Source organism: Streptomyces sp. NPDC001156 (genome assembly GCF_053598275.1).
Genome location: NZ_JBSFJX010000018.1, coordinates 67,533 through 92,010, shown reverse-complemented (window position 1 = coordinate 92,010; position 24,478 = coordinate 67,533). Strand labels below are relative to the sequence as shown.

The following is a 24,478-nucleotide window of genomic DNA, read 5'->3' as shown; positions in this document are numbered from 1 at the left end:
TTCAAGATGACGTACGGCGTACGGGGTGCTCAGGCCTTGGGTACCCGCACGATGAGCGCGTCACCCTGGCCGCCGCCACCGCACAGCGCAGCCGCGCCGACACCGCCGCCGCGCCGCTTCAGCTCCAGGGCCAGGTGGAGTACGAGCCGGGCACCGGACATGCCGATCGGGTGCCCCAGGGCAATGGCGCCACCATTGACGTTCACCTTTTCAGTGGAAACCCCAAGGTCCTTCATTGACTGCACCGCGACGGCGGCGAACGCCTCGTTGATCTCGATCAGGTCCAGGTCCGAGACCTCCAGACCCTCCTTCTTCAAGGCGTGCATGATCGCGTTCGAGGGCTGCGACTGGAGGGAGTTGTCCGGACCGGCCACGTTCCCGTGCGCACCGATCTCCGCGATCCACTCCAGGCCCAGCTCCTGAGCCTTGGCCTTGCTCATGACGACCACGGCCGCCGCACCGTCCGAGATCTGCGAGGAGGAGCCGGCCGTGATGGTGCCGTCCTTGCTGAACGCCGGGCGCAGCTTCGCGAGCGACTCCACCGTCGTCTCGCCGCGGATCCCTTCGTCCTTGCTGAAGACCACCGGCTCGCCCTTGCGCTGCGGCACCTCGACCGGGGTGATCTCCGCCTCGTAGACGCCGTTCTTCTGGGCGGCGGCGGCGCGCTGGTGGGACAGGGCCGCGATCGCGTCCTGCTCCTCGCGGCCGATGCCGAGGCGCGTGTTGTGCTTCTCGGTGGACTCGCCCATGGCGACGCCCTCGAAGGAGTCGGTCAGGCCGTCGTAGGCCATCGCGTCGAGCATCTGGACGGAGCCGTACTTGAAGCCCTCGCGGGACTTCGGCAGCAGGTGGGGAGCGTTGGTCATGGACTCCTGGCCGCCCGCGACGATCACGTCGAATTCACCCGCACGGATCAGCTGGTCGGCGAGCGCGATCGCGTCGAGGCCCGACAGGCACACCTTGTTGATCGTCAAGGCCGGGACGCTCATCGGGATGCCGGCCTTGACCGCGGCCTGACGTGCCGGGATCTGCCCGGCCCCGGCCTGCAGCACCTGGCCCATGATCACGTATTGCACCTGGTCGCCACCGATCCCCGCACGGTCGAGGGCGGCCTTGATCGCGAAGCCACCGAGGTCGGCTCCGGAGAAGGACTTCAGCGAGCCGAGCAGCCGTCCCATCGGGGTGCGGGCACCCGCGACGATGACGGAGGTCGTGCTGTTCGTTCCAGACATGAGCTGCGATCCCCTTCCGGCCGGAGCCGAGGAGTGAACGAGGGTTTACTTCGAATGTACTGAGCGGTAGTCCGCCCCGTCATCAAGCCGTCAGTGTGATCGCGCGCACGTTGCGTAACCACTCCGGGAGCGCTGCACTAACAACATGCTGACGCGAATCGACCACATCGGGATCGCCTGTTTCGACCTCGAGAAGACCGTCGAGTTCTACACCTCGACCTACGGCTTCTCCGTGTTCCACACCGAGGTCAACGAGGAACAGGGTGTACGTGAGGCCATGTTGAAGATCAACAACACCGACGACGGCGGCGCCTCCTACCTCCAGCTGCTCGAACCCATCCGCGAGGACTCCACCGTCGCGAAGTGGCTGGCGAAGAACGGCGAGGGCGTACATCACATTGCCTTCGGAACGGCGGATGTCGACGCGGACGCCGCCGACATCAAGGACAAGGGCGTACGCGTGCTGTATGAGCAGCCACGGCGCGGTTCCATGGGGTCGCGGATCACCTTCCTGCACCCCAAGGATTGCCACGGTGTACTGACAGAACTGGTCACTTCCGCGGCTGTTGAGTCGGCTGAGCACTGACTCCCGTACATATGGGCCGGTAGGGTTGGGGCGGTCGCCGCTCCACCAGGGCGACCGGGTCCCGCCTGAGCGGCGGGACACGAGTCCGGGGTCCGGGTTTCGGGGGACGAGCGACGGGGCAGCAGCCCATGCTCCGCCGTTGATCTGACACCATTCCCCGGGGGCCCCGTTCGGCGGATGGACGGAGCTCGATCGGAGAAGCTTGCGACCAGGGGACGGATGGGACCGCGCAGTGCGGGGCTACGAACGCCAGGAGCGAGAGCCGGCGGCTGACGTCGACCACCTCTCTCGGTTCGAGGCCGAGATGGAGCGGCTGAAGACCGAGCGGGAAAAGGCGATCCAGCACGCCGAGGACCTCGGCTACCAGGTCGAGGTGCTGCGCGCCAAGCTGCACGAGGCGCGCCGCACCCTCATGACCCGTCCCGCCTATGACGGGGCCGACATCGGCTACCAGGCCGAGCAGATGCTCCGCACTGCCCAGATGCAGGCGGACCAGCTGCGGGCGGACGCCGAGCGCGAGCTGAGCCAGGCCCGCGCGCAGACGCAGCGCATCCTCCAGGAGCACGCCGAGCAGGCCGCCCGCCTCCAGGCCGAGCTGCACGCCGAGGCCGTCGCCCGCCGCCAGCAGCTCGACCAGGAGCTGGCCGAGCGCCGGCAGAACGTCGAGTCGCACGTCAACGAGAACGTGGCGTGGGCCGAGCAGCTGCGCGCCCGCTCCGAGTCCCAGGCCCGCCGGCTGGTCGAGGAGTCGCGCGCCGAGGCCGAGCAGGCGCTCGCTGCCGCCCGCGCCGAGGCCGAGCGGGTCACCGCGGAGGCCCGGCACCGGCTGCAGAGCGACGCGGAGGCCGCCCGCGCCGAGGCCGACCAGATCCTGCGCCGGGCCCGGACGGACGCCGAGCGGCTGCTGAACGCCGCGTCCACCCAGGCCCAGGAGGCCACCGACCACGCCGAGCAGCTGCGTACCTCCTCCGCGAACGAGTCGGACACGGCCCGCCGGCATTCCGCCGAGCTGAGCCGCGCCGCCGAGCAGCGGATGGCGGAGGCGGAGGCGGCGCTGCGCGAGGCGCGCGCCGAGGCCGACAAGGTCGTCGCCGAGGCGAAGGACGCCGCCGCCAAGGCCCTCGCCAGCGCCGAGTCGACCAACGAGCAGCGCACCCGCACGGCCAAGGAGCAGGTCGCCCGGCTGGTCAGCGAGGCCACCACGGACGCGGAGGCCACCAAGGCCGAGGCCGAGCAGGTGGTCGCGGACGCCAAGGCCGAGGCCGAGAAGATCCTCGCGGAGGCCTCGGACAAGGCCCGCAGTGTCACGGCCGAGGAGACCGCCTCCCAGCTCGCCAAGACGGCCCGTACGGCCGAGGACGTCCTCAACAAGGCGGCGGACGACGCCAAGGCGACCACCAAGGCCGCCGCCGAGGAGGCCGAGCGGATCCGCCGGGAGGCCGAGGCCGAGGCGGACCGGCTGCGCGCCGAGGCGCACGACATCTCCGAGCAGCTCAAGGGCGCGGCGAAGGACGACACCAAGGAGTACCGCGCCAAGACGGTCGAGCTGCAGGAGGAGGCGCGCCGGCTGCGCGGCGAGGCCGAGCAGCTGCGCGCCGAGGCGATCGCCGAGGGCGAGAAGATCCGCTCCGAGGCCCGCCGCGAGGCCGTCCAGCAGATCGAGGAGGCGGCCAAGACCGCCGAGGAACTGCTCGCCAAGGCGAAGGCCGACGCGGACGACCTGCGCCAGAGCGCCGCCACCGACAGCGAGAAGGTGCGCACCGAGGCCATCGAGCGAGCCTCGATGCTGCGCCGCCAGGCCGAGGAAACCCTTGAGCGCACCCGCAACGAGGCCGAGACGCAGCGCGCCGAGGCCGTCGAGCTCGCGGACGCGATCAAGGAAGAGGCCGAGCGGGCCGCGCGCGACCTGCGCGAGGAGACCGAGCGGGCGGTCGAGGCACGCCGAGCGGACGCCGCCGAGGACCTGACCCGCCTCCAGACCGAGACCGAGCAGCGGCTGGTCTCCGCCGAGCAGGCGCTCACCGACGCCCGAGCGGAGGCCGAGCGGATCCGCCGCGAGGCCGCCGAGGAGACCGAGCGGCTGCGTTCCGAGGCCGCCGAGCGCATCCGTACGCTCCAGGCGCAGGCCGACGCCGAGGCGGACCGGCTGCGCACCGAGGCCGCTGCCGACGCCTCCGCCTCCCGGGCGGAGGGCGAGGCCGTCGCCGTACGTCTGCGCACGGAGGCGGCGACGGAGGCCGAGCGGCTCAGGACCGAGGCTCAGGACACCGCCGACCGGGTGCGGTCCGAGGCGCAGGCCGCCGCCGAGCGACTGGGCACCGAGGCCACCGAGACGCTCGCCGCTGCGCAGGAGGAGGCATCGCGGCGCCGTCGTGAGGCCGAGGAGTTCCTCGGCGCCGCGCGTCAGGACGCCGACCAGGAGCGCGAGCGGGCCCGCGAGCAGAGCGAGGAGCTGCTCGCCGTGGCGCGGGCCCGGGTCGAGGAGGCCCAGACCGAGGCCGTACGGCTGGTGGAGGAGGCCGACCGGCGGGCCACCGAGATGGTCTCGGCCGCCGAGCAGCACGCCCAGCAGGTACGGGACTCCGTCATCGGACTGCACGAGCAGGCGCAGGAGGAGATCACCGGCCTGCGCTCGGCCGCCGAGCACGCGGCGGAGCGCACCCGCACCGAGGCGGAGGAGGAGGCGGACCGGGTCCGCGCCGACGCCTACGCGGAGCGCGAGCGCGCCGGCGACGACGCGGGGCGCATCCGGCGAGAGGCCGCCGAGGAGTCGGAGGCCGCCAAGGCCCTCGCCGAGCGGACGGTTTCGGAAGCGATCGCCGAGGCCGAGCAGCTCCGTTCGGACGCCGCCGCGCACGCCCAGCGCGTGCGGACCGAGGCTTCGGACTCCCTCGCCACCGCCGAGCAGGACGCGGCGCGCACCCGCGCGGAGGCCCGCGAGGATGCCAACCGGATCCGGTCGGACGCGGCCGCGCAGGTGGACACCCTCATCACCGAGGCGGGGTCGGAAGCGGAGCGGCTGCGCGCCGAGGCCGCCGAGACGATCGGGACCGCGCGGCAGCACGCCGAGCGGATGCGCGCCGAGGCGGAGCGGATCAGGGCCGAGGCGCGGGCGGAGGCCGAGCGGGTGACCGCGGCCGCCCGCAAGGAGGCCGAGCACACCCTGGACGAGGCCCGCAAGGACGCCAACAAGCGGCGCTCCGAAGCGGCCGAGCAGGTCGACACGCTCATCACCGAGACCGCCGCCGAGGCCGACAAGCTCCTCGCGGAAGCTCAGCAGAGCGCGCACAAGACGACCGCGGACGCCGAGTCGCAGGCCGACACCATGGTGGGCGCCGCCCGCGCGGAGGCCGAACGCCTGGTCTCGGAAGCGACGGTGGAGGGCAACTCGCTGGTGGAGCGGTCCCGGGCGGACGCGGACGAGCTGCTCGTCGGCGCGCGTCAGGACGCGACCGCGATCCGGGAGCGGGCGGAGGAGCTGCGCGAGCGCATCACGGCGGAGGTCGAGGAGCTGCACGAGCGGGCGCGGCGCGAGTCGGCCGAGGCGATGAAGTCGGCGGGCGAGCGGTGCGACGCGCTCATCAAGGCTGCCGAGGAGCAGCTGGCGAAGGCCAAGACGCAGGCGAAGGACACCGTCTCGGAGGCCAACTCCGAGGCGGGCAAGGTCCGTATCGCCGCGGTCAAGAAGGCCGAGGGGCTGCTCAAGGAGGCCGAGCTGAAGAAGGCCACGCTGGTCGCCGAGGCGGAGAAGATCAAGGCCGAGGCGATCCGCGAGGCCCGGGAGGCCGTCGAGGAAGGCAAGCGCGAGCTGGAGATCCTGGTGCGCCGCCGCGAGGACATCAACGCGGAGATCTCCCGTGTCCAGGACGTCCTGGAGGCGTTGGAGTCCTTCGAGACCCCGTCGGGAGGCAAGGACGGCGGCGTCAAGGCGGGCGCCACCGTGGGTGCTCCACGTTCGGGTGGCAAGGCGTCGGAGGGGTAGCCGAACGGCCGATTCTGTGCTTGCGCCACGGGCGTTCCAGACAGGTCCTGGCAAGCCCCCAGGCGGTCAGCCACCCAAAAGGAGTGTCATTCTCCAGACCAAACACCCATCCGCTCGATGACACGCCGCTTCGAGCCCTAGGATTCCCTCTATCACCTCACCGGTCTCATTCGACAGGAACCCCATGAGCGACACTTCCCCCTACGGCTTCGAGCTTGTGCGGCGTGGGTACGACCGCGCTCAGGTGGACGAACGAATCTCCAAGCTCGTCTCCGACCGTGACAGCGCTCTCACCCGCATCACCGCCCTGGAAAAGCGCATCGAGGAGCTCCACCTCGAGACGCAGAACGCCCAGGCACAGGTAAACGACGCGGAGCCGTCGTACGCGGGTCTCGGCGCGCGCGTCGAGAAGATCCTCCGCCTCGCCGAGGAAGAGGCCAAGGACCTGCGCGAGGAGGCCCGCCGCGCCGCCGAGCAGCACCGCGAGCTCGCCGAGTCGGCCGCCCAGCAGGTGCGCAACGACGCCGAGTCGTTCGCTTCCGAGCGCAAGGCCAAGGCCGAGGACGAGGGCGTCCGGATCGTCGAGAAGGCCAAGAGCGACGCCTCCCAGCTGCGTGCCGACGCGCAGAAGGACGCGCAGTCCAAGCGGGAGGAGGCGGACGCCCTCTTCGAGGAGACCCGCGCCAAGGCCGCGCAGGCCGCCGCCGACTTCGAGACGAACCTCGCCAAGCGGCGCGAGCAGTCCGAGCGCGACCTGGCCTCGCGTCAGGCGAAGGCCGAGAAGCGCCTCGCCGAGATCGAGCACCGCGCCGAGCAGCTCCGCCTCGAGGCCGAGAAGCTGCGCACGGACGCCGAGCGCCGCGCCCGCCAGACGGTGGAGACGGCCCAGCGCCAGGCCGAGGACATCGTGGCCGACGCGAACGCCAAGGCCGACCGCATCCGCTCGGAATCCGAGCGCGAGCTGGCCGCGCTGACGAACCGTCGCGACTCCATCAACGCCCAGCTCACGAACGTCCGCGAGATGCTCGCGACGCTCACCGGCGCCGCTGTCGCCGCCGCGGGCTCGCCGGCCGAGGACGAGCCGATCTCCCGCGGGGTCCCCGCGCAGCAGTCCCGATAACACGGGGCGTACGGCATCCGAACATCCGCGAAGCCCTCTGTCACTGCGGTGGCGGAGGGCTTCGCGCGCATCTAACGTGGCCGCATGATCGAGCTGGAGGGGCTGACCAAGCGGTACGACGAGAAGCTGGCGGTCAACGACCTCACCTTCACCGTGAGACCGGGTGTCGTCACGGGCTTCCTCGGTCCGAACGGCGCCGGGAAGTCCACCACGATGCGCATGGTCCTCGGGCTCGACCACCCCACCGCGGGCAGCGTCCGTATCGACGGCAAGCGCTACGACCAGCTCAAGGACCCGCTGAAGCACATCGGCGCCCTGCTCGACGCCAAGTCCGTGCACGGCGGCCGCAGCGCCTTCAACCACCTGCTGTGCCTCGCGCAGAGCAACGGCATCCCGGCCTCCCGCGTCCACGAGGTCCTCGACACGGTCGGTCTGACCCCCGTCGCGCGGAAGAAGGCCAAGGGCTTCTCGCTCGGTATGGGCCAGCGTCTCGGTATCGCGGGCGCGCTCCTCGGCGATCCGCGGATCCTGATGTTCGACGAACCGGTCAACGGGCTGGACCCCGAGGGCATCCACTGGATCCGCACGCTGATGAAATCCCTCGCGGCGCAGGGCCGTACCGTGTTCGTCTCCAGCCATCTGATGAGCGAGATGGCGCTCACCGCCGAGCATCTCGTGGTCATCGGCCAGGGCCGGCTGCTGGCCGACACCTCGATGGCCGACTTCATCGCGCGCAACTCCCGGTCGTACGTGCGCATCCGCTCCCCACAGCGCGAGCGGCTGCTCGACGTGCTGCACGAGGCGGGCATCACGGTCGTCGAGTCCGGCAGCGGGGCACTGGAGGTGGACGGGGGCAAGGCCGAACTGATCGGTGAACTGGCCGCCCGGCACCAGATCGTGCTGCACGAGCTCAGTACGCAACAGGCCTCGCTCGAGGAGGCGTTCATGCGGCTGACCGCACAGTCGGTGGAGTACCACGCGCACACCGACGTCCCCGGCGACGCCTGGGCCCGTCCCGCCCGGCGCCTCGAGTGGGGTGCCGACTGGAAGAAGGGAGCCTGAGCCATGGCGGCGACCCAGGTCATCAGGTCGGAGTGGACCAAGATCCGGTCGGTGGCGTCCACGGTCTGGACGCTCTCCGTCGCGCTCGTGGTCACCGTCGCGCTCGGCATGCTGATCTCCGCCTTGACCAGGCGGGAGTTCGACGGCATGAGCACGCGGGAGCGGGTCACGCTCGACCCGACCTTCATCAGCTTCGCCGGGATGAGCCTCGGGCAGCTGGCGATGATCGTGTTCGGGGTGCTCGTCGTGTCGAACGAGTACAGCACCGGCATGATCCGCACCTCGCTCGCCGCGGTCCCCCGGCGCGGGTCCCTCCTGTTCGGGAAGATCACGGTCGCCACCGCGCTCGCCCTCGCGGTGGGCATGGTCACCAGCTTCGTCGCCTTCTTCCTCGGCCAGGCGATGCTGGGCCCGCACCGGGCGTCCCTCGGCGACCCCGGTGTGCTGCGCGCGGTCGTCGGCGGCGGGCTCTACATGACGCTCATCGCGGTGTTCTCCATGGGGGTCGCCGCGATGCTGCGCTCGCCGATGCTGTCCCTCGGCGTCCTGATGCCGTTCTTCTTCCTGATCTCCAACATCCTGGGGAACGTCTCCGCCACCAAGAAGATCGGCCGCTTCCTCCCCGACCAGGCCGGGAGCAGGATCATGCAGGTCGTGGCACCGGCCGGGGACGACACCCCGTACGGTCCGTGGGGCGGCCTGGGCATCATGGTGCTGTGGGTGATCGCGGCCCTGATCGGCGGATACGTCCTGGTGAAGCGGCGGGACGCCTGAACCCCGCTGGTCAGGCGGCCCCTACGGCCCGCCCGGGTGATCACTGTCACGCCGGTGACCTGCGGGCCTTTGCTTTCTCCTGAGTGGAACCGTCAGCGGCCGGATATCCTCCTAACCCTCACGGGGGCAGTGTCGGCCCCGACGTCCTGAACCTTTCGATGGGTGCGGAGCATGATCGAGGCAGTCGGCCTGACGAAGCGCTACGGCGACAAGACGGCCGTGTACAACCTTTCCTTCCAGGTGAGGCCGGGTACCGTCACCGGCTTTCTCGGGCCCAACGGCTCGGGCAAGTCGACGACCATGCGGATGATCCTCGGCCTTGACAACCCCACCTCGGGGCAGGTGACGATCGGCGGCTACCCGTACCGCAAGCTGCCCAACGCCCCCCGCCAGGTCGGTGCCCTGCTCGACGCCAAGGCCGTGCACGGCGGCCGGTCCGCCCGCAGCCACCTGCTGTGCCTCGCCCAGCTCTCCGGCATCCCGGCCCGCCGCGTCGACGAGGTGCTCGGTGTGGTGGGCCTCCAGGAGGTGGCGAAGAAGCGGTCCAAGGGGTTCTCGCTCGGTATGGGCCAGCGGCTCGGCATCGCCGCGGCCCTCCTCGGCGACCCCCAGGTGCTGCTGTTCGACGAACCGGTCAACGGTCTCGACCCCGAGGGCATCCTCTGGGTGCGCAATCTGATGAAGTCCCTCGCGGCGGAGGGCCGCACGGTCTTCGTCTCCTCCCACCTCATGAGCGAGATGGCGCTCACCGCCGATCACTTGATCGTGATCGGACGCGGTCAGCTGCTGGCCGACATGAGCGTGAAGGACTTCATCTCCGCCAACTCGGCGGACTTCGCGCGCGTCCGCACCCCCGACCCCGAGACCCAGCAGCGGGAGAAGCTCGTCTCCGCGCTCACCGAGGCGGGCGGCCATGTGCTGCCCGAGCAGGACGGCGCGCTGCGCATCACCGGACTGCCGCTGCCCCGCATCAGCGACATCGCCCACGACGCCGATGTGCGCCTCTGGGAGCTGTCGCCGCACCAGGCCTCGCTCGAGGAGGCGTACATGCGGATGACGCAGGGCGCGGTCGACTACCGCTCCACCATCGACCAGAAGGCGGGGCTGATGCAACCGCTGCCGCCGGGCATGCAGCCGCCGGTCGCGATCCCGGTGCCGGGTCAAGGCCAGCCGGGCTGGTACGCCCCGCCGCCGCCCCAGCACGGTGGGCAGCCCTTCGCGCTGCCGGGACAGCCGCCCGCAGGCCCGTACGGCGCTCCTGCCGCGCCTACCGTCCCCGGCACGGGCCCGAACCCGTACGCGCAGCCGGCGGCCCAGCAGCCGCCCGCTCAGCCCGTCCCCTCCCCCGCACCCGACCTGACCAAGTCCGAGGACGCCCGATGAGCACGCCCCAGCACCCGATGCCGCAGGCCGCGCCCGCCTGGCAGGCGGCGCCCGGTTCCGCGTACCCCACGTACACCTCGCCGATCCCGGTGGTACGGACCCACCTCGGGCATGCCATCGCCTCCGAGTGGACGAAGATCAGGTCGGTGCGTTCCACGATGTGGACGCTCGGGGTGTTCGTCCTGCTGGTGATCGGCATCGGCGTGGCCGCCGGTGCGGTGGTCGCCAACTCGTCCTCGGAGCTCGGGGGCGAGAACCCGCTCGGCCTCGGCTTCTTCGGGCTGCTCCTCGGCAGCATGTGCATCATCACGCTCGGAGTCCTGACCACCGCGTCGGAGTACGGCACCGGCATGATCCGCACCACGATGACCGCCTGCCCCAGCCGCAGCCGGGTGCTGGCCGCGAAGGCTATCGTCTTCTTCCTCGTCGCCTTCGCGGTGTCGCTGGTCGCCTCGTCCTTCGTCGCCTTCGCGCAGGTGGCCATGCTGGACGGCCACGGTGCGAGGACCCCGTCCGGCGGCGAGTGGTTCAAGGCGACGGTCGGCATCTCGCTCTACCTCGCGTTGCTCGGGCTGCTCGCACTCATCGTCGGCTCGATCGTGCGGCACTCGGCGGGCGCCATCACCATCATGATCGGGGCGTTGCTCGCCCCGCTGGTCATCGCGCTGTTCATGTTCGCGGAGTCCCTCGCCAAGGTGCGCACGGGGCTGCTGGAGTACTCGATCCCGAACCAGCTCAGCGTCTTCTACTCCAACTCCCTGACCACTTCAGGCCCCTCGGGGTGGGACCCGCTGTGGATCATCCTGGGTGTGACCGCCGCCGCGTTCGCCGGCGCCTGGCTGCTGCTGGAGAAGCGGGACGTGTAGCCCGGTTCAGTACTTCGGCGCGTTACGGGACCGCTGCACCCGCGTGGTGCGGCGGTCCTTCGCGTTCCAGCAGGCCTTGTGCCAGTGCCGGCGGTCGTCCACGCCCGCGTGCTCGGGCCAGGCCACCAGGTGCGGGACACCGGAGGGGATCGCCTGGTCGCACCCGGGGCAGCGGTAGGTCTTGCCCTCCGCGCCGGCGCCCGCGACATGGCGCACGCTCCACTCCTCGCCCTGCCAGCTCTCGGTGGACTGCCAGCCGCCGTAGCGCGACCTGTCGTCGTCCGCGCTCGGGCCGGACCAGCCGGAGCCCTTCGGTCGGTTGCGACGCGGGGACACAGAACACCTCACGGGGCTATACAGGGAGCACGGGCCTTTTCCAGCCTACGCGGCGCACGCAGGGGTACACGGTCGTCACCAACTTCGGCAGAAACCCTTACTTCCGGCCCTGTTCTGCAGACAATCCGCAAATCTCTCCGTCAAGCCGTGACTTCGGCACATGTCAGGGAGTTATGCCGGGTGGGGGAGCTCCGCGTCGGAGCCAGGAAAGCAGGAAGAGCGATGCGCGTAGGAAGTTTTGTACTGGCGGCCCAGTTTCCGGGACAGGGCCAGGGCGAGGCCCTGCACCGCGCGGTGCGGTCGGCCGAGGCCGCCGAAGAGGCGGGTCTGGACACGGTGTGGCTGGCAGAGCACCACTTCGTGCCGTACGGGACGTGCCCGTCGGCGATCACGCTGGCCTCCCATCTGCTGGGCCGCATCCGCCGGATCCGGGTCGGCACGGCGGTGAGCGTCCTGCCCACCGTCCACCCGGTGGCACTCGGCGAGCAGGCCGCCCTGCTGCACCTGATCTCGGGCGGGCGCTTCTCGCTCGGGGTGGGGCGCGGCGGGCCCTGGGTGGATCTGGAGGTCTTCGGCGCGGGCCTGGAGGCCTACGAGACCGGGTTCCCCGATTCACTCGATCTGCTGATGCGCTGGCTGCGCGAACCGTCCGTCGCAGCCACGGGGGAACGATTCAGCTTCCGTGAAGTCCCGGTCGTGCCACGGCCCTCCGAGTCGCTCACCGACGTCGAGGGGCCCGAGGTCGTCGTCGCCTGCACCTCGTCCGCGAGCGTGCGGCTGGCGGCAGAGCGCGGACTCCCCATGCTTCTCGGCATGCACGTGGGGGACGAGGAGAAGGCGGAGATGATCGCGCTGTGGCGCCAGTACGCACGCGCGGCCGGGGTCGACGGCGATGTGATCGCCGGCGCCCGTCATGTCTCGGCCGGCGTCTGCCAGATCGCCGACCGGCGCACCGACGCAGTGGAGACACTCACGAAGGCGATGCCGGGCTGGCTGAAACAAGGCCTCGACGCGCATGTCACGGTCGACGGCCGAGCCCGCGCGATGCGGGACCCGCTGGCGTACACCGAGCTGCTCTGCGCGCTGCATCCGGTGGGCACACCGCGGTTGTGCGTCGACCGGCTCGCGGCGACGGCGGAGCGGACCGGCGTCAGCCGCTTCGCCCTGCTCGTCGAAGGCTCCGGCGACCTCGCGGCGACGGAGGAGAACGTACGGAGGCTGGGTGCCGAGGTACTCCCCCACCTCCGCTGACTCCGCCGGTGCCGTCCACCGGCGGGAGCTTGCCGCTCCGGTACTGATGCACCTCCCGCGTACGGAGCGGCAAGCCATGGTCGTCGCGTGGCTCAGCAGTCGCGCAGTTCCGGCGACTGGTTGAGCAGTTGACTGCGGACCGAGGTGAAGCGCGCCAGTGTGTCGTCCACCGAGGAGTCCAGCGGGAACACCGCCACCCGGTGGCAGTTCTGGAAGGCCAGGCGCACTCCGAAGTGCCGCTGCAGGGCTCCGCGTATCGCGTCACTCGCGAGCGCACGCAGCAGCTGTCCACGTGCCTGCTCGTCCGGCGGGGGCGTCTGGTTGTCGGCGAAGTCTCCGCCGTCCACCTTCAACTGGGCCACCAGGGAGCTGATCATCTCCCACGCATAGGGCAGGGAGGTCCGGACGCAGTCGACGAAATCCGCTTCGTCGACCTCGCCTCGCTCGGCCTGTTCGAGTAGGGCCGGTGAGACGTCGAGCGACATGGGTACTCCTCTCGCACCCCAAGACAACAGGGGTTGACGGACAGGGAAGGGAGTTCGCACTGTCGAACACTCTCAGTACACACTGCGCGACCTCCCGTTTACTACGTTAAGCAACGGCGGGGGGCCGCACCAGGAGAATGCGCACACAGCGACGCCCCATTAGGCACACAACAAGCCATTGACGAACGGGGGCATCCCGGGTGAAAGCGCGGATCACGGATTCCGCCGGAAAGGGCCCCGGGAGGCACGGCGTGAGTGCCCGGCCGAGTCCGTGCGGGAGGAGCCGCAGAGGCTTGGGGAAGCGCTGGAAGCGCGGGCGGCCGGTCTGCGCTCGGGGACGCGAAGAACGGCCGCCGTGGGCGCACGGACGCCCGAGGAACGGCGGTCGGCGAGGGCGCGCGGGAACGGCCGATTGATCACGGGGAAAACCGGTGGCACGACCGGGGCAGCCGGCTCGGCTGACGAGGGCGAATCGCGCCCGGGCCGCGGGGTCGAGTAGCGTTGCCGACCATGCGTCTCGTCATCGCCCGGTGCTCCGTCGACTACGCGGGCCGTCTCACCGCTCATCTCCCCTCCGCGCCCCGTCTGATCCTGGTGAAGGCGGACGGCAGCGTCTCGATCCACGCGGACGACCGGGCCTACAAGCCCCTCAACTGGATGTCGCCGCCCTGCACGCTGAAGGAGGGCGCGGGCGACGAGGCCGGCGTATGGACGGTCGTCAACAAAACGGGCGAGAAGCTGATCATCACGATGGAGGAGGTCCTCCACGACTCCACGCACGAACTCGGCGTGGACCCGGGCCTGATCAAGGACGGCGTGGAGGCGCACCTTCAAGAATTGCTCGCGGACCGCATCGAGACGCTCGGCGAGGGCTACACGCTCATCCGGCGTGAGTACATGACGGCGATCGGCCCGGTGGACATCCTGTGCCGGGACGCCGAGGGCGGGACCGTGGCCGTGGAGATCAAGCGGCGGGGCGAGATCGACGGTGTGGAACAGCTCACGCGCTACCTGGAACTCCTGAACCGCGACCCGCTCCTCGCCCCGGTCCGCGGCGTCTTCGCGGCACAGGAGATCAAGCCGCAGGCCCGCGTTCTAGCCACGGACCGCGGCATCGGCTGCACGGTCCTGGACTACGACGCGCTGCGCGGCATCGAGGACGACAAACTGCGGCTGTTCTGACGGGCGTCACCACGACGGCGAGGGCCGGGTCCGGAGAGCGGACCCGGCCTTCTGTGTTGCCGGGCAGCGACGGGGACTTCAGATCACCGGGCCCGAACCGCTCGGCATTCCCGAGCCGGTGCTGCCCGACGGTGCGCCTGCCGAGCTGATCGAGGTGGCCGGGGCGCTGGAGGACGCCGGGCCGCCGGCCGAGTCGGTGGTGCCCGGACTCGTGGATTCCGTCGGCGAGGGGGACTGCGTCTGCGGGGGCGACGAGGTGGCCGACTGCGACGCAGGCGGCGGGGTCACCGGCGTCGACGGCTTCGACGTGGGCAACTTGGTCGGGGACTTCGACGGGGACTTCGACGGAGTCGGGCCCTTCGTACCCGTCGGGGCGTCCGACGGGTACCCGCCGGTGCTCCGCGGCGTGGGGTCGTCGGACGTGCCGTAGGTGCCGTCGGGTCCCGGGTCCGTCGACGTCGGCGACGGGCTGTGGGAAGCGCCCTTAGCACCTCCGCTGCCGTCGCTGTTCGGCTGGTCCGCACCGACGCCGCCGTCGTCCGCGCCCTGGCTCGCCGGGGGATCCACGCGGACGTTCCCGGACGGGGTGTTGGTGTCGTTGTTCGAGGCCATGCCGAGCCCCACGACCGTGCCGAGCACGGCGACCAGCACCGCACCGGCGCCCGCGGCCACCAGATTGCGCCGGGTGCCCTTCACCGCGCCGCGCACGCCCCCGCGCGCGGGCGGGGGCGTGGCCGCGGCCCGGTGTGTGATCAGGGTGGCCGTGTCTGCGGCCGGGGCGGACAGGGTGAAGCGGGCGGGTACGCCGCCGGGCGGCGTCGCCGGCTCCTGGTGCCGCACCTCCGGCATCTCCTCGTCCGCCGTGGGCCCGCCGGGCGACGTCGTGCCGGAGCGGTCGGCGACCAGGGCGAGGGCGCGCCGCCCGGAGACCGTGCCGCGCTTGTCGGCGAGGGCGCCGCGCAGCCCGTTGGAGGCCTCCAGTTCGGCGCGGGCCCGGTCGAGCTGTCCGCCGCAGAGCGCGAGGATGCCCAACTCGTGGTGGAAGTAGGCCTGTTCGCCGACCTCGCCGGAGAGCCGGGACGCCTCGGCGCCGGACCGCAGGGTCCGCTCCCAGGCGCCCCAGTGCAGCCCCCCGGCGAACGCGGGCGCGGCCTGCCGGGCCAGTCGTATGGCGAGGTTCTCCTGATCCTCGGACGCCGGGGACTCCGTCTGCCCGGGGGAGTCGCCCTCGTCGGGGCCGACCGGGAGCCCGGCTGAGCTGAGGGGCACCAGAACGGCCAGCGCGGCCAGTACGGCGTCGGCCTCCGCCGAGACACGTTCCGCCGTGACCGAGGGGTGCCCGGCCCACCAGGCGTAGTGCTGGGCGGCCTTCAGCGCGTACTCCTCCGCGCCGGTCCCGTACCCGGCCGCCTCCAGCTGGGCGAGCACCCCGGCCGCCAGCCGGTAGTGGGCGCCGACCGGGGAGACCAGCGCGCAGCCGAGGAGTTCGGCGAGCGCCGCGTCCGCGTGGGTGTCGTCGACCAGGGCCGGCAGATGCGTCTGGTGGGGCACCTCGCCGCCGAGCGCGACCGCGAACTTGAGGGTCTCGCGCGCCGACACGCTCAGCCGGGAGGCGAGCAGCGGGGCGGGCGCGGCGGCCTCCGCGAGCGAGGGCAGCGGGACCTCATGGCCGTCCCCGGCGTCGACGGACGCCTCCACAGGGGCGTTCTCGAAGACGCCGAACTCGTCGACGGCGCTCTCGTCGGCCGCCCGCCGGTCGCGCTGCCGCAGCAGCGCACCCGCCTGGACGAAGCGCAGGGGCAGACCCTCGGACTCGAACCACAGGTCGCCGGCCCAGGTGACCTCGTCCTCGGTGAGGTCGCGGTCGACGGCGCTCTCCAGCAGCTCCAGGCCGCCCGCGCGGTCGAGCCCGCGGAGGAGGACCTCTTCGACCTGCGCGTCGGCGGAGGGCGCGGGTACGTCGGGCGTGGCGGAGAGCAGGAAGGCGCACTCGGGTGTGGCGTCGAGCAGCTCGTCGAGCGCGCTGCCGCCGATCTCCAGGTCGTCGAGGACGACGACGGCACCGATCTCGCGGACGTGCCGGAGGAGCTCCTCGTGCTCCGGGCGGTACAGCGGAGCTTTGTAAACGGTGGCGAAGAGGACGTACAGGAGGTCGCTCGCGGTGCGGCGGTAGCCGGAGAGGCGGACGACGCCGTCGGGCGCGAGGTCGGAGCAGTCCTCGGCGACGACGTCCAGGAGCGCGCTGCGACCCGAGCCGGCCGGGCCGGTGAGCCGGACGGTGCGGCCACGGGCGAGGAGCCGCACCAGCTGCTCGCGCTCCTCCTGGCGCTCCAGCAGCGGCATCCGCGGCGGTGTGGGACCAGCCGGGACGGGCGGCCGAGCGGTGGGGGCGCGCTCGGCCCGCTCGTCGGCGGTGTACTTCACCGGCGGGGCGGGACGTTCGCCGGGCGGGCAGAGCTCGATCTCGCTGCCGTCGACGGGGTTCACGGTGAGCAGGTAGTCACCGGACACGATCTCGACGGTGCGGACGGGCGACGACGCCGGCTGTACGAAGTCCTGGGCGATGGGGTCCCGCGGCGCGCGCTGACGCGGCAGGTCGCCGGGGCCGTCGTGGCCGTACTCCTCGGGTCCCGTGTTGTTCGGGTCCATAGGTCCCAGCCCCCCAAAAAAGCGTCGCGTGCCTGAGCCCCTCCCGGCCTTGCTGCACACTGCCGCGTCGCTTCTGGTCCGGTGCCCGCTTCTAGGGTCATAGGGCGGCGGGCAGCCGAACCCTAAACCTTCGCATACTGTCCTTGGCAAGCCGGGGTACCGCGCCGCCCGAGACGTCACGGTCTCGTGAGGATTGCGCCTGACGTGCCTTTGGCGGTCGTTCACTCCCGCGACGCGCCCCACACCCCCCGATCACACCCGGGGCAGCGACTCCACTCCGATGCCGCCCTCGATGGCCAGGATCCGGTGCAGCCGGGTGGCCACCAGCAGGCGCTGCATCTGCGTCGGCACACCACGCAGCACCAGCCGCCGGCCGCACCGCCCCGCCCGGCGGTGGGCTCCCATGATCACCCCGAGTCCGGTGGCGTCCCAGGAGTCCAGCTCGGACAGGTCGAGTACGAGGTCGCCGACGCCGTCGTCGACGGCCGCATGCAGGACCGTACGGGCGTCCGCCGCGCTGCGCACGTCGAGACGGCCCCCGACGACCAGCCCGGCGTGGTCGCCCCTGATGTGCATATCCGCTCCCCGAGAGTGCGTCGTCGTACTCCGCGATGTGGTTGTGCAACCTGTGACTGACCTGGCGACAGTCTGGTTGCCGTCTGTAAGCGAACCGATACCGAATTCACCCAATGGGGTGATCCCCCATGGGTACGTGCGGTTTCAGTACGTGTAGAAGCCCTGCCCGCTCTTGCGGCCGAAGTCACCGGCGTCAACCATCCGGCGCATCAGCTCCGGCGGAGCGAACTTCTCGTCCTGCGACTCGGTGTAGATGTTGCTGGTGGCGTGCAGCAGGATGTCGACGCCGGTGAGGTCGGCGGTGGCCAGTGGCCCCATGGCGTGGCCGAAGCCCAGCTTGCAGGCCAGGTCGATGTCCTCGGCGGTGGCCACACCCGACTCGTACAGCTTGGTCGCCTCGACGACTAGTGCCGAGATCAGACGGGTCGTCACAAAGCCGGCGACGTCGCGGTTGACGACGATGCAGGTCTTGCCGACCGACTCGGCGAACTCGCGGGCGGTGGCGAGTGCCTCGTCGCTCGTCTTGTACCCCCGGACGAGTTCGACGAGTTGCATCATCGGCACGGGCGAGAAGAAGTGCACGCCGACGACCCGCTCCGGCCGCTCGGTCGCTGCCGCGATCTTGGTGATCGGGATGGCGGAGGTGTTGGACGCGAGCACCGCGTCCTCGCGGACGAGCTTGTCGAGCGCACGGAAGATCTCGTGCTTGACCTCGAGCTTCTCGAAGACCGCCTCGACGACGACGTCCGCGTCGGCGACGGCGTCGAGGTCGGTGGTGGAGGTGATACGGGCGAGCGCCGCGTCGGCGTCGTGGGCCTCGAGCTTCCCCTTGCTCACGAACTTGTCGTACGAGGCCTTGATGGCGTCGGTGCCACGCGTCAGCGCCTCCTCGGTGACATCCCGAAGGACGACGTCCCAGCCGGCCTGAGCGGATACCTGGGCAATACCGGAACCCATCAGTCCGGCTCCGATGACGGCAAGCTTCCGTGCCACTGTGCGACTCCCCTGACGCGCTTCGTAATGCCTCTCGGCCGGACCATAGCGCTCGTGGGGGGCTGTGTGACCGGTAAGTAATGCGCGTCACGTCTCAAATGACGGACATCACACCGGCCCGTGTCATTCCGGCGTCCCGACGGCGCAGTTGGGCCCCTTCTCACCCAACAGGTGCCGCATGTCCCCGAGGAGTGACAGCGCCTTCGGTGACGCTTCGCACGGATTGCGCCCCATGGCGTTCGCACGGCCGGCGACCGCCGTGAAGCGCCGCGATCCGACCCGTCTGACCAAGGCTCAGATGCGGCAGAAGGCCGCCGTGCGTCGCGCCGCCGGACTCGCTCGTACTCGCCGTCCATGCCCTCGGCGCTTCCCCGGACCCGATGCCATAAGGACGCTCGCCCGGAACGGCCGGATACGCTCTCCGCCCCACCCGGACGGGGCCCGGCTGCGCCGCGCCGGGCCCGTGACGGTGGGCACTCGGGTGTTCCGCCCAGCCTTGACGTAACTACGCTGGTCACATGGTCAATCTGACGCGCATCTACACGCGGACCGGCGACAAGGGCACGACGCACCTCGGGGACATGAGCCGGGTGCCGAAAACCGACCTGCGGATCGCCGCCTACGCGGACGCCAACGAGGCGAACGCGGTGATCGGCACGGCGATCGCGCTGGGCGGTCTCGACGAGGAGGTCGTCAAGGTCCTCACCCGCGTCCAGAACGACCTGTTCGACGTGGGTGCGGACCTGTCGACGCCGGTGGTGGAGAACCCGGAGTTCCCGCCGCTGCGGGTCGAGCAGTTCTACGTCGACAAGCTGGAGGCGGACTGCGACCGCTTCCTGGCCGAGCTGGAGAAGCTGCGCTCGTTCATCCTGCCCGGCGGTACGCCCGGCGCGGCCCTGCTGCACCAGGCGTGCACGGTCGTACGGCGGGCCGAGCGCTCCACCTGGGCCGCGCTGGAGGTCCACGGCGAGGTCATGAACCCCCTCACCGCGACCTACCTCAACCGCCTGTCCGACCTCCTGTTCATCCTGGCCCGCTACGCCAACAAGGAGACCGGTGACGTGCTGTGGGTGCCGGGCGGGGAGCGCTGAGCCGCGCTCCCCGGCCGGTTCAGCGGTCGCTGTCGTCCTGCGCGGCGTCCCGGTCCGCCTGCGTGAGCGCGGACTCGGCGGCGGACAGCGCCTTCTGCACGTCGGCGATACCGGGGGGTTGCGCCGAGGGGGCCACGGACGAGGGGGGCGTGGCCGCCGCGCCGTCGTTCCGCGCGCAGCCCGCGGTGAGCCCCACCAGGAGGACCACCGCGGGCGCCGCCCAGCGCACGGCTCGCCGAGCCCGCATCAGCTCGCCGCCTTGCCGTTGTCGTGCGCGGCGCACCACGTCTTGACGCCCGCCAGGTCCTTCTGCCGCTGCTGAAGCGTCGGCACCAGGGACTTGCGGAAGGTGAGCCGGTCCTGGAGGTAGGTCGCGATCTCGGTGTGGCCCGCGTTCTTCGCGTTCTCCACACGCCGCTCCAGCCGCGCCACCGAGCCGCGCGTGCCCACGCCGGCGTCCAGCCGCCTCAAGGCCCGGGCGATCCGCCGGTCGAGCTTCGGCACCCGCTTGCACAGCGCGTGCGCGCCGTCACCGGTCGGCGCGGGCGCCGGGGTGCTGTCGGCCGCGGCCGCCCCCGTCCCGGTCGCCAGCAGCGCCGCCGCGGCCAGCCCGGCGAGCAGGGTGCGCCGTCGTCGTCGTGCGTTCATCTTCGCCTCCGTTCCCCGGACGGCCCCGACGTCCGTCCGATGCCTCCGGAGGCTAGGAGCCCTCTTTGTGGGAACCTTGTGACCGGTTTGACCTGGCTGTCCCGATCAACCAGTCCCGGCGGTCGGGCAGGGCCCCGCCGGCCCGGGGCAGCCGCACCTCGAAGCGTGTGCCGACACCGCCCGCGCCGTCCGCCACCATGACGCTCCCCCGGTGCAGGGCCGCCTGCTGGGCGACCAGGGTCAGGCCGAGACCCGAGCCCGTGCTGTGCGGCCCCCGCCGGTACCGCTCGAAGATCCGTCCGCGTGCCTCGGCCGGGATGCCTGGACCGCGGTCGTCCACCGTGATCACGACGTCGGCGCCGGTCCCCCGCACACCGACGGCCACATCCGCCTGCCCCGCCGCGTCCCGCCCGTGGGCCAGCGCGTTGGCGATCAGGTTGTCGAGCAGCAGCCGCAGCCCCGGTTCCCAGCAGTGCGCGGTCAGTCCCGGCTGTGCGCTCAGGGCGATCTGTGCGTCCGGAGCGCGGCGCCGGGCCTCGGCGACGGCGGCGTCCGCGGTCTCCGCCACGTCCACCGTGCGGAACGCCTCCGCCTCCACCAGATCCCCGCGCCCCAGCTCGCGCAGCATCACCAGCAGGCCGAGCAGCCGGGCGTGCTCGTGGCGAAGGTCCTCCAGGACCTCGGTGCGGTCCGGATCGGGCAGGTCGGGGTGCTGGGCGAGGATGTCGAGGTTGGTGCCCATGCTCATCATGGGGGTGCGCAGTTCGTGCGCGGCCGCCGCCGAGAAGGAACGTGCGGTGTCCAGGGCCTGGGCGGTGCGGGCGGCCTGCTCGTCGTAGCGGGCGAGCACCGTGCGTACGGTGGCGGCCAGTTCGTCGACCTCCGTGATCCCGGTCGCCTCGTGGGGCGGCCGGACGCTGCTGGTACGCGGGTCCAGTCCGGCGGTGCGGCGGGTGAGGCGACGCAGAGGGGCGGCGGCGCCCGCGGCTATGCCCCAGGCCATCAGGCCCGACAGGGGGGCCGCCAGCACAGTGGTCACCAGGACGCGGCGCCGGACGAGCCGGAGCTGGGTGCGGTCGGCGGTGTCCGGCGCGAAGACCCAGAGGGTGCCCGATGCCCGGGCCGTGCGGACCGGCCGGGACAGCGTCCGCCAGCCGGTGCCACCGGCGCGGACGGTGACCGGCCCGGCGGCGCGGGCGGGCAGCCGTACCGCGGAGGCGGGCTGCGGGCCGGCCTGGAAGGTCGCGTCCGGTGCGACGAGGCGTATGCCGACGTCGAGCGCCGCGCCGTAGAGCGCGCGCTCCCGGGTGTCGGCCGCCTTGGGCCGACCGGCCGCGGCGGCACGCAGCAGGGCGCGGGCGTCCGGGGCCACAGCGGCGGCCCGCTCCCGCAGATGGTCGTCCTCGGCGCTGTGCAGATCGTGGGCGACCAGGTTCAGCAGCAGCCAGCCGGAGGCCAGCACGAGAAGCGGGACGGTGCAGCCCACCGCGAGCCCGATGCGTGTCGACAGTCTCACGGCTCGTCCCGCAGCACGAAGCCCACGCCGCGCACGGTGTGGACGAGCCGTCGGGCGCCGCCCGCTTCCAGCTTGCGCCGCAGATAGCTGACGAAGGTGTCGACGGCGTCGGTGCGCACGTCGAAGTCGTAGCCCCAGACCCGGTCCAGGAGCTGGTCGCGGGTGAGGACGAGCCCGGCGTTGCGGGCCAGCACCTCAAGGAGTTCGAACTCTCGCCGGGTCAGCTCCAGGCGCCTGCCGGCGCGGTGGACCGTGCGGGCCGCCGGGTCGATCACCAGGTCCGCCACCCGCAGCTCCTGCCGGTCGTCCGGCGGCCTGCGGCGCAGCAGGGCACGCAGCCGCAGCACCAGTTCCTGCAGCGCGAACGGTTTGACCAGGTAGTCGTCGCCGCCCGCCTGGAGCCCGGCTATGCGGTCGGCGGTCTCGTCGAGTGCGGACAGCATGAGGACGGGCAGGTCCTGTCCCTCGTCCCGGAGCCGCGCGCAGACCTCGATGCCGCTCATGCCGGGCATCGAGACATCGAGGACGAGCACGTCGGGCGGGGCGTCCCGGATCACGCTCAGCGCCTCGGGCCCGCTGTCCGCGGTGCGGACGGCGAAGCCGCTGAGCCTCAGCCCCCGCTCCAGGGAGCGCCGGATGGCCGCGTCGTCGTCGACGACGAGCACCGCGCCGGGGCGCGTGGTGCCGCTCGTCCGCCCTCCAGGGTCCACTGTCACGCCGGGCAGCGTACGTCCCTCCGGTGGACGCGTGACAGCCGGGCGAGGGTGCGGGAGTTGGGGTGACCGGTTCACCAACTGCGCTGTGGTCCAGACCTATTGACCGATGGTCCAGACCTTTCTATTCTCGCGGCACTGTGGGCGTGAAGGCTCAGTCATGCCCCTGACACCCCGGCTCATTTCGACAAGAGGAGGCGCTGCATGCGCTTCAGACACCGAGCCGCGGCAGGTCTAGCGACCCTGCTGCTCCCACTCGCCGGCCTGGTCGGCCTCGCCGGTCCCGCACAGGCAGCGACATCGGCCACCGCCACCTACGCCAAGACCCAGGACTGGGGCACCGGCTTCGAGGGCAAGTGGACCGTCAAGAACACCGGCACCACGTCCCTCGGTTCCTGGACGATCGAGTGGGACTTCCCCTCCGGCACCTCCGTCACCTCGGCGTGGGACGCGGACGTGACGAACTCCGGCACCCACTGGACCGCCAAGAACAAGTCCTACAACGGCACCCTCGCCCCCGGGGCCTCCGTCTCCTTCGGCTTCAACGGCGCCGGCCCGGGCGCACCGAGCAACTGCTCGCTCAACGGCGGCAGTTGTGACGGCGGCACCACCGTCCCCGGCGACAACCCGCCCTCCGCTCCGGGCACCCCCACGGCGTCCGGCATCACGGACACCTCGGTGCAGCTGTCCTGGAGCGCGGCGAGCGACGACAAGGGCGTCAAGAACTACGACGTCCTGCGGGACGGCGCCAAGGTCGCCACGGTGACGTCGACGTCCTACACGGACTCCGGTCTGAACGCCGGATCCGACTACTCGTACACCGTCCAGGCCCGTGACACCGCCGACCAGACCGGTCCCGTCAGCGGCGCGGTCAAGGTCCACACCACCGGCGGCACCACGAACCCGCCGCCCCCCGGATCCGCCGTCAGGCTCGGGTACTTCACCGAGTGGGGCATCTACGGCCGCAACTACAACGTCAAGAACCTGGTGACGTCCGGCTCCGCGGCGAAGATCACGCACATCAACTACGCCTTCGGCAACGTGACCGGCGGCAAGTGCGCGATCGGCGACTCCTACGCCGACTACGACAAGGCGTTCACCGCCGACCAGTCCGTCAGCGGCGTCGCCGACACCTGGGACCAGCCGCTGCGCGGCAACTTCAACCAGCTGCGCGAGCTCAAGGCCAAGTACCCGAACATCAAGGTGCTGTGGTCCTTCGGCGGCTGGACCTGGTCCGGCGGATTCGGCGAGGCCGCGAAGAACCCGGCCGCCTTCGCCCAGTCCTGCTACGACCTGGTCGAGGATCCGCGCTGGGCGGACGTGTTCGACGGCATCGACATGGACTGGGAGTACCCGAACGCCTGCGGTCTGTCCTGCGACAGCAGCGGGCCGGCGGCCTTCAAGAACCTGATGTCCGCACTGCGCGCCAAGTTCGGTGCGAACTACCTGGTCACCGCCGCCACCACGGCCGACGGCTCCTCCGGTGGCAAGATCGACGCCACCGACTACGCGGGTGCCTCGCAGTACGTCAACTGGTACAACGTGATGACGTACGACTTCTTCGGCGCCTTCGCCCCGCAGGGCCCCACGGCCCCGCACTCCCCCCTCACCTCGTACAGCGGCATCCCGACCGCCGGATTCACCACGGCGGACGCGATCGCCAAGTACAAGGCGCAGGGAGTGCCCGCGAACAAGCTGCTGATCGGCATCGGCTTGTACGGGCGAGGCTGGACGGGTGTCACCCAGGACGCCCCAGGCGGCACGGCCACCGGACCCGCCCCGGGCACCTACGAACAGGGCATCGAGGACTACAAGGTGCTCAAGACGTCCTGCCCGGTCACCGGCACCATCGCGGGCACGGCGTATGCGCACTGCGGCAGCAACTGGTGGTCGTACGACACCCCGGCCACCATCGGCACGAAGATGGCGTGGGCCAAGAGCCAGGGTCTGGGCGGCGCCTTCTTCTGGGAGTTCAGCGGTGACACCAGCAACGGCGAGCTGGTGAGCGCGATCAACAGCGGTCTGTCATAGGG

21 protein-coding genes are annotated in these 24,478 nt (G+C 71.3%); 11 read left to right on the top strand and 10 right to left on the bottom strand.

The annotated features are described in order from the left end of the window. Positions 1 to 29: 29 nt before the first annotated feature. Positions 30 to 1,232 carry an acetyl-CoA C-acetyltransferase gene (locus tag ACWDA7_RS12635; protein ID WP_359395388.1) on the bottom strand — a complete coding sequence of 401 codons (1,203 nt, stop codon included), beginning with the start codon at positions 1,230 to 1,232 and terminating at the stop codon, positions 30 to 32. A 145-nt stretch (positions 1,233 to 1,377) separates the two neighbouring features. Between ACWDA7_RS12635 and mce the strand changes: the two genes are divergently transcribed. The 7 genes from mce to ACWDA7_RS12600 all read left to right on the top strand — a co-directional run bounded on the left by mce (position 1,378) and on the right by ACWDA7_RS12600 (position 11,005). Continuing rightward, complete coding sequence (gene mce / locus ACWDA7_RS12630; protein WP_432932702.1) at positions 1,378 to 1,818, top strand: methylmalonyl-CoA epimerase; 441 nt, start codon at positions 1,378 to 1,380, stop codon at positions 1,816 to 1,818. Between the two features lie 232 nt (positions 1,819 to 2,050). Next, on the top strand, positions 2,051 to 5,800 hold the full coding sequence (gene scy, locus ACWDA7_RS12625) for a polarized growth protein Scy (RefSeq protein WP_450604101.1): 3,750 nt from the start codon (positions 2,051 to 2,053) through the stop codon (positions 5,798 to 5,800). 184 nt (positions 5,801 to 5,984) lie between these two features. Next, on the top strand, positions 5,985 to 6,920 hold the full coding sequence (locus ACWDA7_RS12620) for a cellulose-binding protein (RefSeq protein WP_450604100.1): 936 nt from the start codon (positions 5,985 to 5,987) through the stop codon (positions 6,918 to 6,920). Positions 6,921 to 7,004: 84 nt separating this feature from the next. Then, positions 7,005 to 7,982, top strand: coding sequence for an ABC transporter ATP-binding protein (locus ACWDA7_RS12615; protein WP_450604099.1), 978 nt, complete (start codon positions 7,005 to 7,007; stop codon positions 7,980 to 7,982). A 3-nt stretch (positions 7,983 to 7,985) separates the two neighbouring features. Beyond that, entirely contained in the window at positions 7,986 to 8,756 is a 771-nt protein-coding gene (locus tag ACWDA7_RS12610; RefSeq protein ID WP_450604098.1) for an ABC transporter permease, read from the top strand. Between the two features lie 171 nt (positions 8,757 to 8,927). Further along, positions 8,928 to 10,139 carry an ABC transporter ATP-binding protein gene (locus ACWDA7_RS12605; RefSeq protein ID WP_450604097.1) on the top strand — a complete coding sequence of 404 codons (1,212 nt, stop codon included), beginning with the start codon at positions 8,928 to 8,930 and terminating at the stop codon, positions 10,137 to 10,139. Next, positions 10,136 to 11,005 (top strand): ABC transporter permease, encoded by an 870-nt coding sequence (locus ACWDA7_RS12600; RefSeq protein WP_450604096.1) that lies wholly within the window; start codon positions 10,136 to 10,138, stop codon positions 11,003 to 11,005. Before ACWDA7_RS12605 ends, ACWDA7_RS12600 begins: the two co-directional genes overlap by 4 nt. Before the next feature lie 6 nt (positions 11,006 to 11,011). On the opposite strand, the gene ACWDA7_RS12595 is transcribed toward ACWDA7_RS12600, so the two are convergent. Then, complete coding sequence (locus tag ACWDA7_RS12595) at positions 11,012 to 11,341, bottom strand: ATP/GTP-binding protein (protein WP_450604095.1); 330 nt, start codon at positions 11,339 to 11,341, stop codon at positions 11,012 to 11,014. Positions 11,342 to 11,563: 222 nt separating this feature from the next. Between ACWDA7_RS12595 and ACWDA7_RS12590 the strand changes: the two genes are divergently transcribed. Further along, entirely contained in the window at positions 11,564 to 12,592 is a 1,029-nt protein-coding gene (locus ACWDA7_RS12590; RefSeq protein ID WP_450604094.1) for an LLM class flavin-dependent oxidoreductase, read from the top strand. Positions 12,593 to 12,684: 92 nt separating this feature from the next. Here ACWDA7_RS12590 and ACWDA7_RS12585 read toward each other — a convergent pair whose 3' ends face one another. After that, positions 12,685 to 13,077, bottom strand: coding sequence for an SCO5389 family protein (locus tag ACWDA7_RS12585; protein ID WP_263232122.1), 393 nt, complete (start codon positions 13,075 to 13,077; stop codon positions 12,685 to 12,687). 510 nt (positions 13,078 to 13,587) lie between these two features. Between ACWDA7_RS12585 and nucS the strand changes: the two genes are divergently transcribed. Then, the gene (gene nucS, locus ACWDA7_RS12580; protein ID WP_450604093.1) at positions 13,588 to 14,259 is read left to right on the top strand and encodes an endonuclease NucS; all 672 of its coding nucleotides are present in this window, start codon (positions 13,588 to 13,590) and stop codon (positions 14,257 to 14,259) included. Between the two features lie 78 nt (positions 14,260 to 14,337). Here nucS and ACWDA7_RS12575 read toward each other — a convergent pair whose 3' ends face one another. The 3 genes from ACWDA7_RS12575 to ACWDA7_RS12565 all read right to left on the bottom strand — a co-directional run bounded on the left by ACWDA7_RS12575 (position 14,338) and on the right by ACWDA7_RS12565 (position 18,477). Further along, on the bottom strand, positions 14,338 to 16,908 hold the full coding sequence (locus ACWDA7_RS12575; RefSeq protein ID WP_450604092.1) for an ATP-binding protein: 2,571 nt from the start codon (positions 16,906 to 16,908) through the stop codon (positions 14,338 to 14,340). Between the two features lie 252 nt (positions 16,909 to 17,160). Continuing rightward, positions 17,161 to 17,484, bottom strand: a complete 324-nt coding sequence (locus tag ACWDA7_RS12570; RefSeq protein ID WP_450604091.1) for an STAS domain-containing protein — start codon at positions 17,482 to 17,484, stop codon at positions 17,161 to 17,163. 144 nt (positions 17,485 to 17,628) lie between these two features. Then, complete coding sequence (locus ACWDA7_RS12565) at positions 17,629 to 18,477, bottom strand: 3-hydroxyacyl-CoA dehydrogenase family protein (protein WP_359395421.1); 849 nt, start codon at positions 18,475 to 18,477, stop codon at positions 17,629 to 17,631. Between the two features lie 518 nt (positions 18,478 to 18,995). Between ACWDA7_RS12565 and ACWDA7_RS12560 the strand changes: the two genes are divergently transcribed. Further along, positions 18,996 to 19,568: a cob(I)yrinic acid a,c-diamide adenosyltransferase gene (locus ACWDA7_RS12560; RefSeq protein ID WP_359395423.1), complete on the top strand. Its 573-nt coding sequence runs from the start codon at positions 18,996 to 18,998 to the stop codon at positions 19,566 to 19,568. 19 nt (positions 19,569 to 19,587) lie between these two features. Here the strand turns inward: ACWDA7_RS12560 and ACWDA7_RS12555 are convergent, their stop codons facing one another. Genes ACWDA7_RS12555 through ACWDA7_RS12540 form a run of 4 tightly spaced genes read right to left on the bottom strand, consistent with a single transcriptional unit; the run spans position 19,588 to position 22,448 of the window. Further along, entirely contained in the window at positions 19,588 to 19,815 is a 228-nt protein-coding gene (locus tag ACWDA7_RS12555) for a hypothetical protein (RefSeq protein ID WP_450604090.1), read from the bottom strand. Then, on the bottom strand, positions 19,815 to 20,216 hold the full coding sequence (locus ACWDA7_RS12550; protein ID WP_450604089.1) for a hypothetical protein: 402 nt from the start codon (positions 20,214 to 20,216) through the stop codon (positions 19,815 to 19,817). The genes ACWDA7_RS12555 and ACWDA7_RS12550 overlap by 1 nt, the downstream gene beginning before the upstream one ends. A gap of 52 nt (positions 20,217 to 20,268) precedes the next feature. Beyond that, entirely contained in the window at positions 20,269 to 21,732 is a 1,464-nt protein-coding gene (locus ACWDA7_RS12545) for a sensor histidine kinase (protein ID WP_450604088.1), read from the bottom strand. Then, positions 21,729 to 22,448 (bottom strand): response regulator transcription factor, encoded by a 720-nt coding sequence (locus ACWDA7_RS12540; protein ID WP_450604087.1) that lies wholly within the window; start codon positions 22,446 to 22,448, stop codon positions 21,729 to 21,731. The genes ACWDA7_RS12545 and ACWDA7_RS12540 overlap by 4 nt, the downstream gene beginning before the upstream one ends. A 201-nt stretch (positions 22,449 to 22,649) precedes the next feature. On the opposite strand from ACWDA7_RS12540, the gene ACWDA7_RS12535 reads away from it, so the two are divergent. After that, on the top strand, positions 22,650 to 24,476 hold the full coding sequence (locus ACWDA7_RS12535) for a glycosyl hydrolase family 18 protein (protein WP_450604086.1): 1,827 nt from the start codon (positions 22,650 to 22,652) through the stop codon (positions 24,474 to 24,476). Positions 24,477 to 24,478 lie beyond the last annotated feature (2 nt).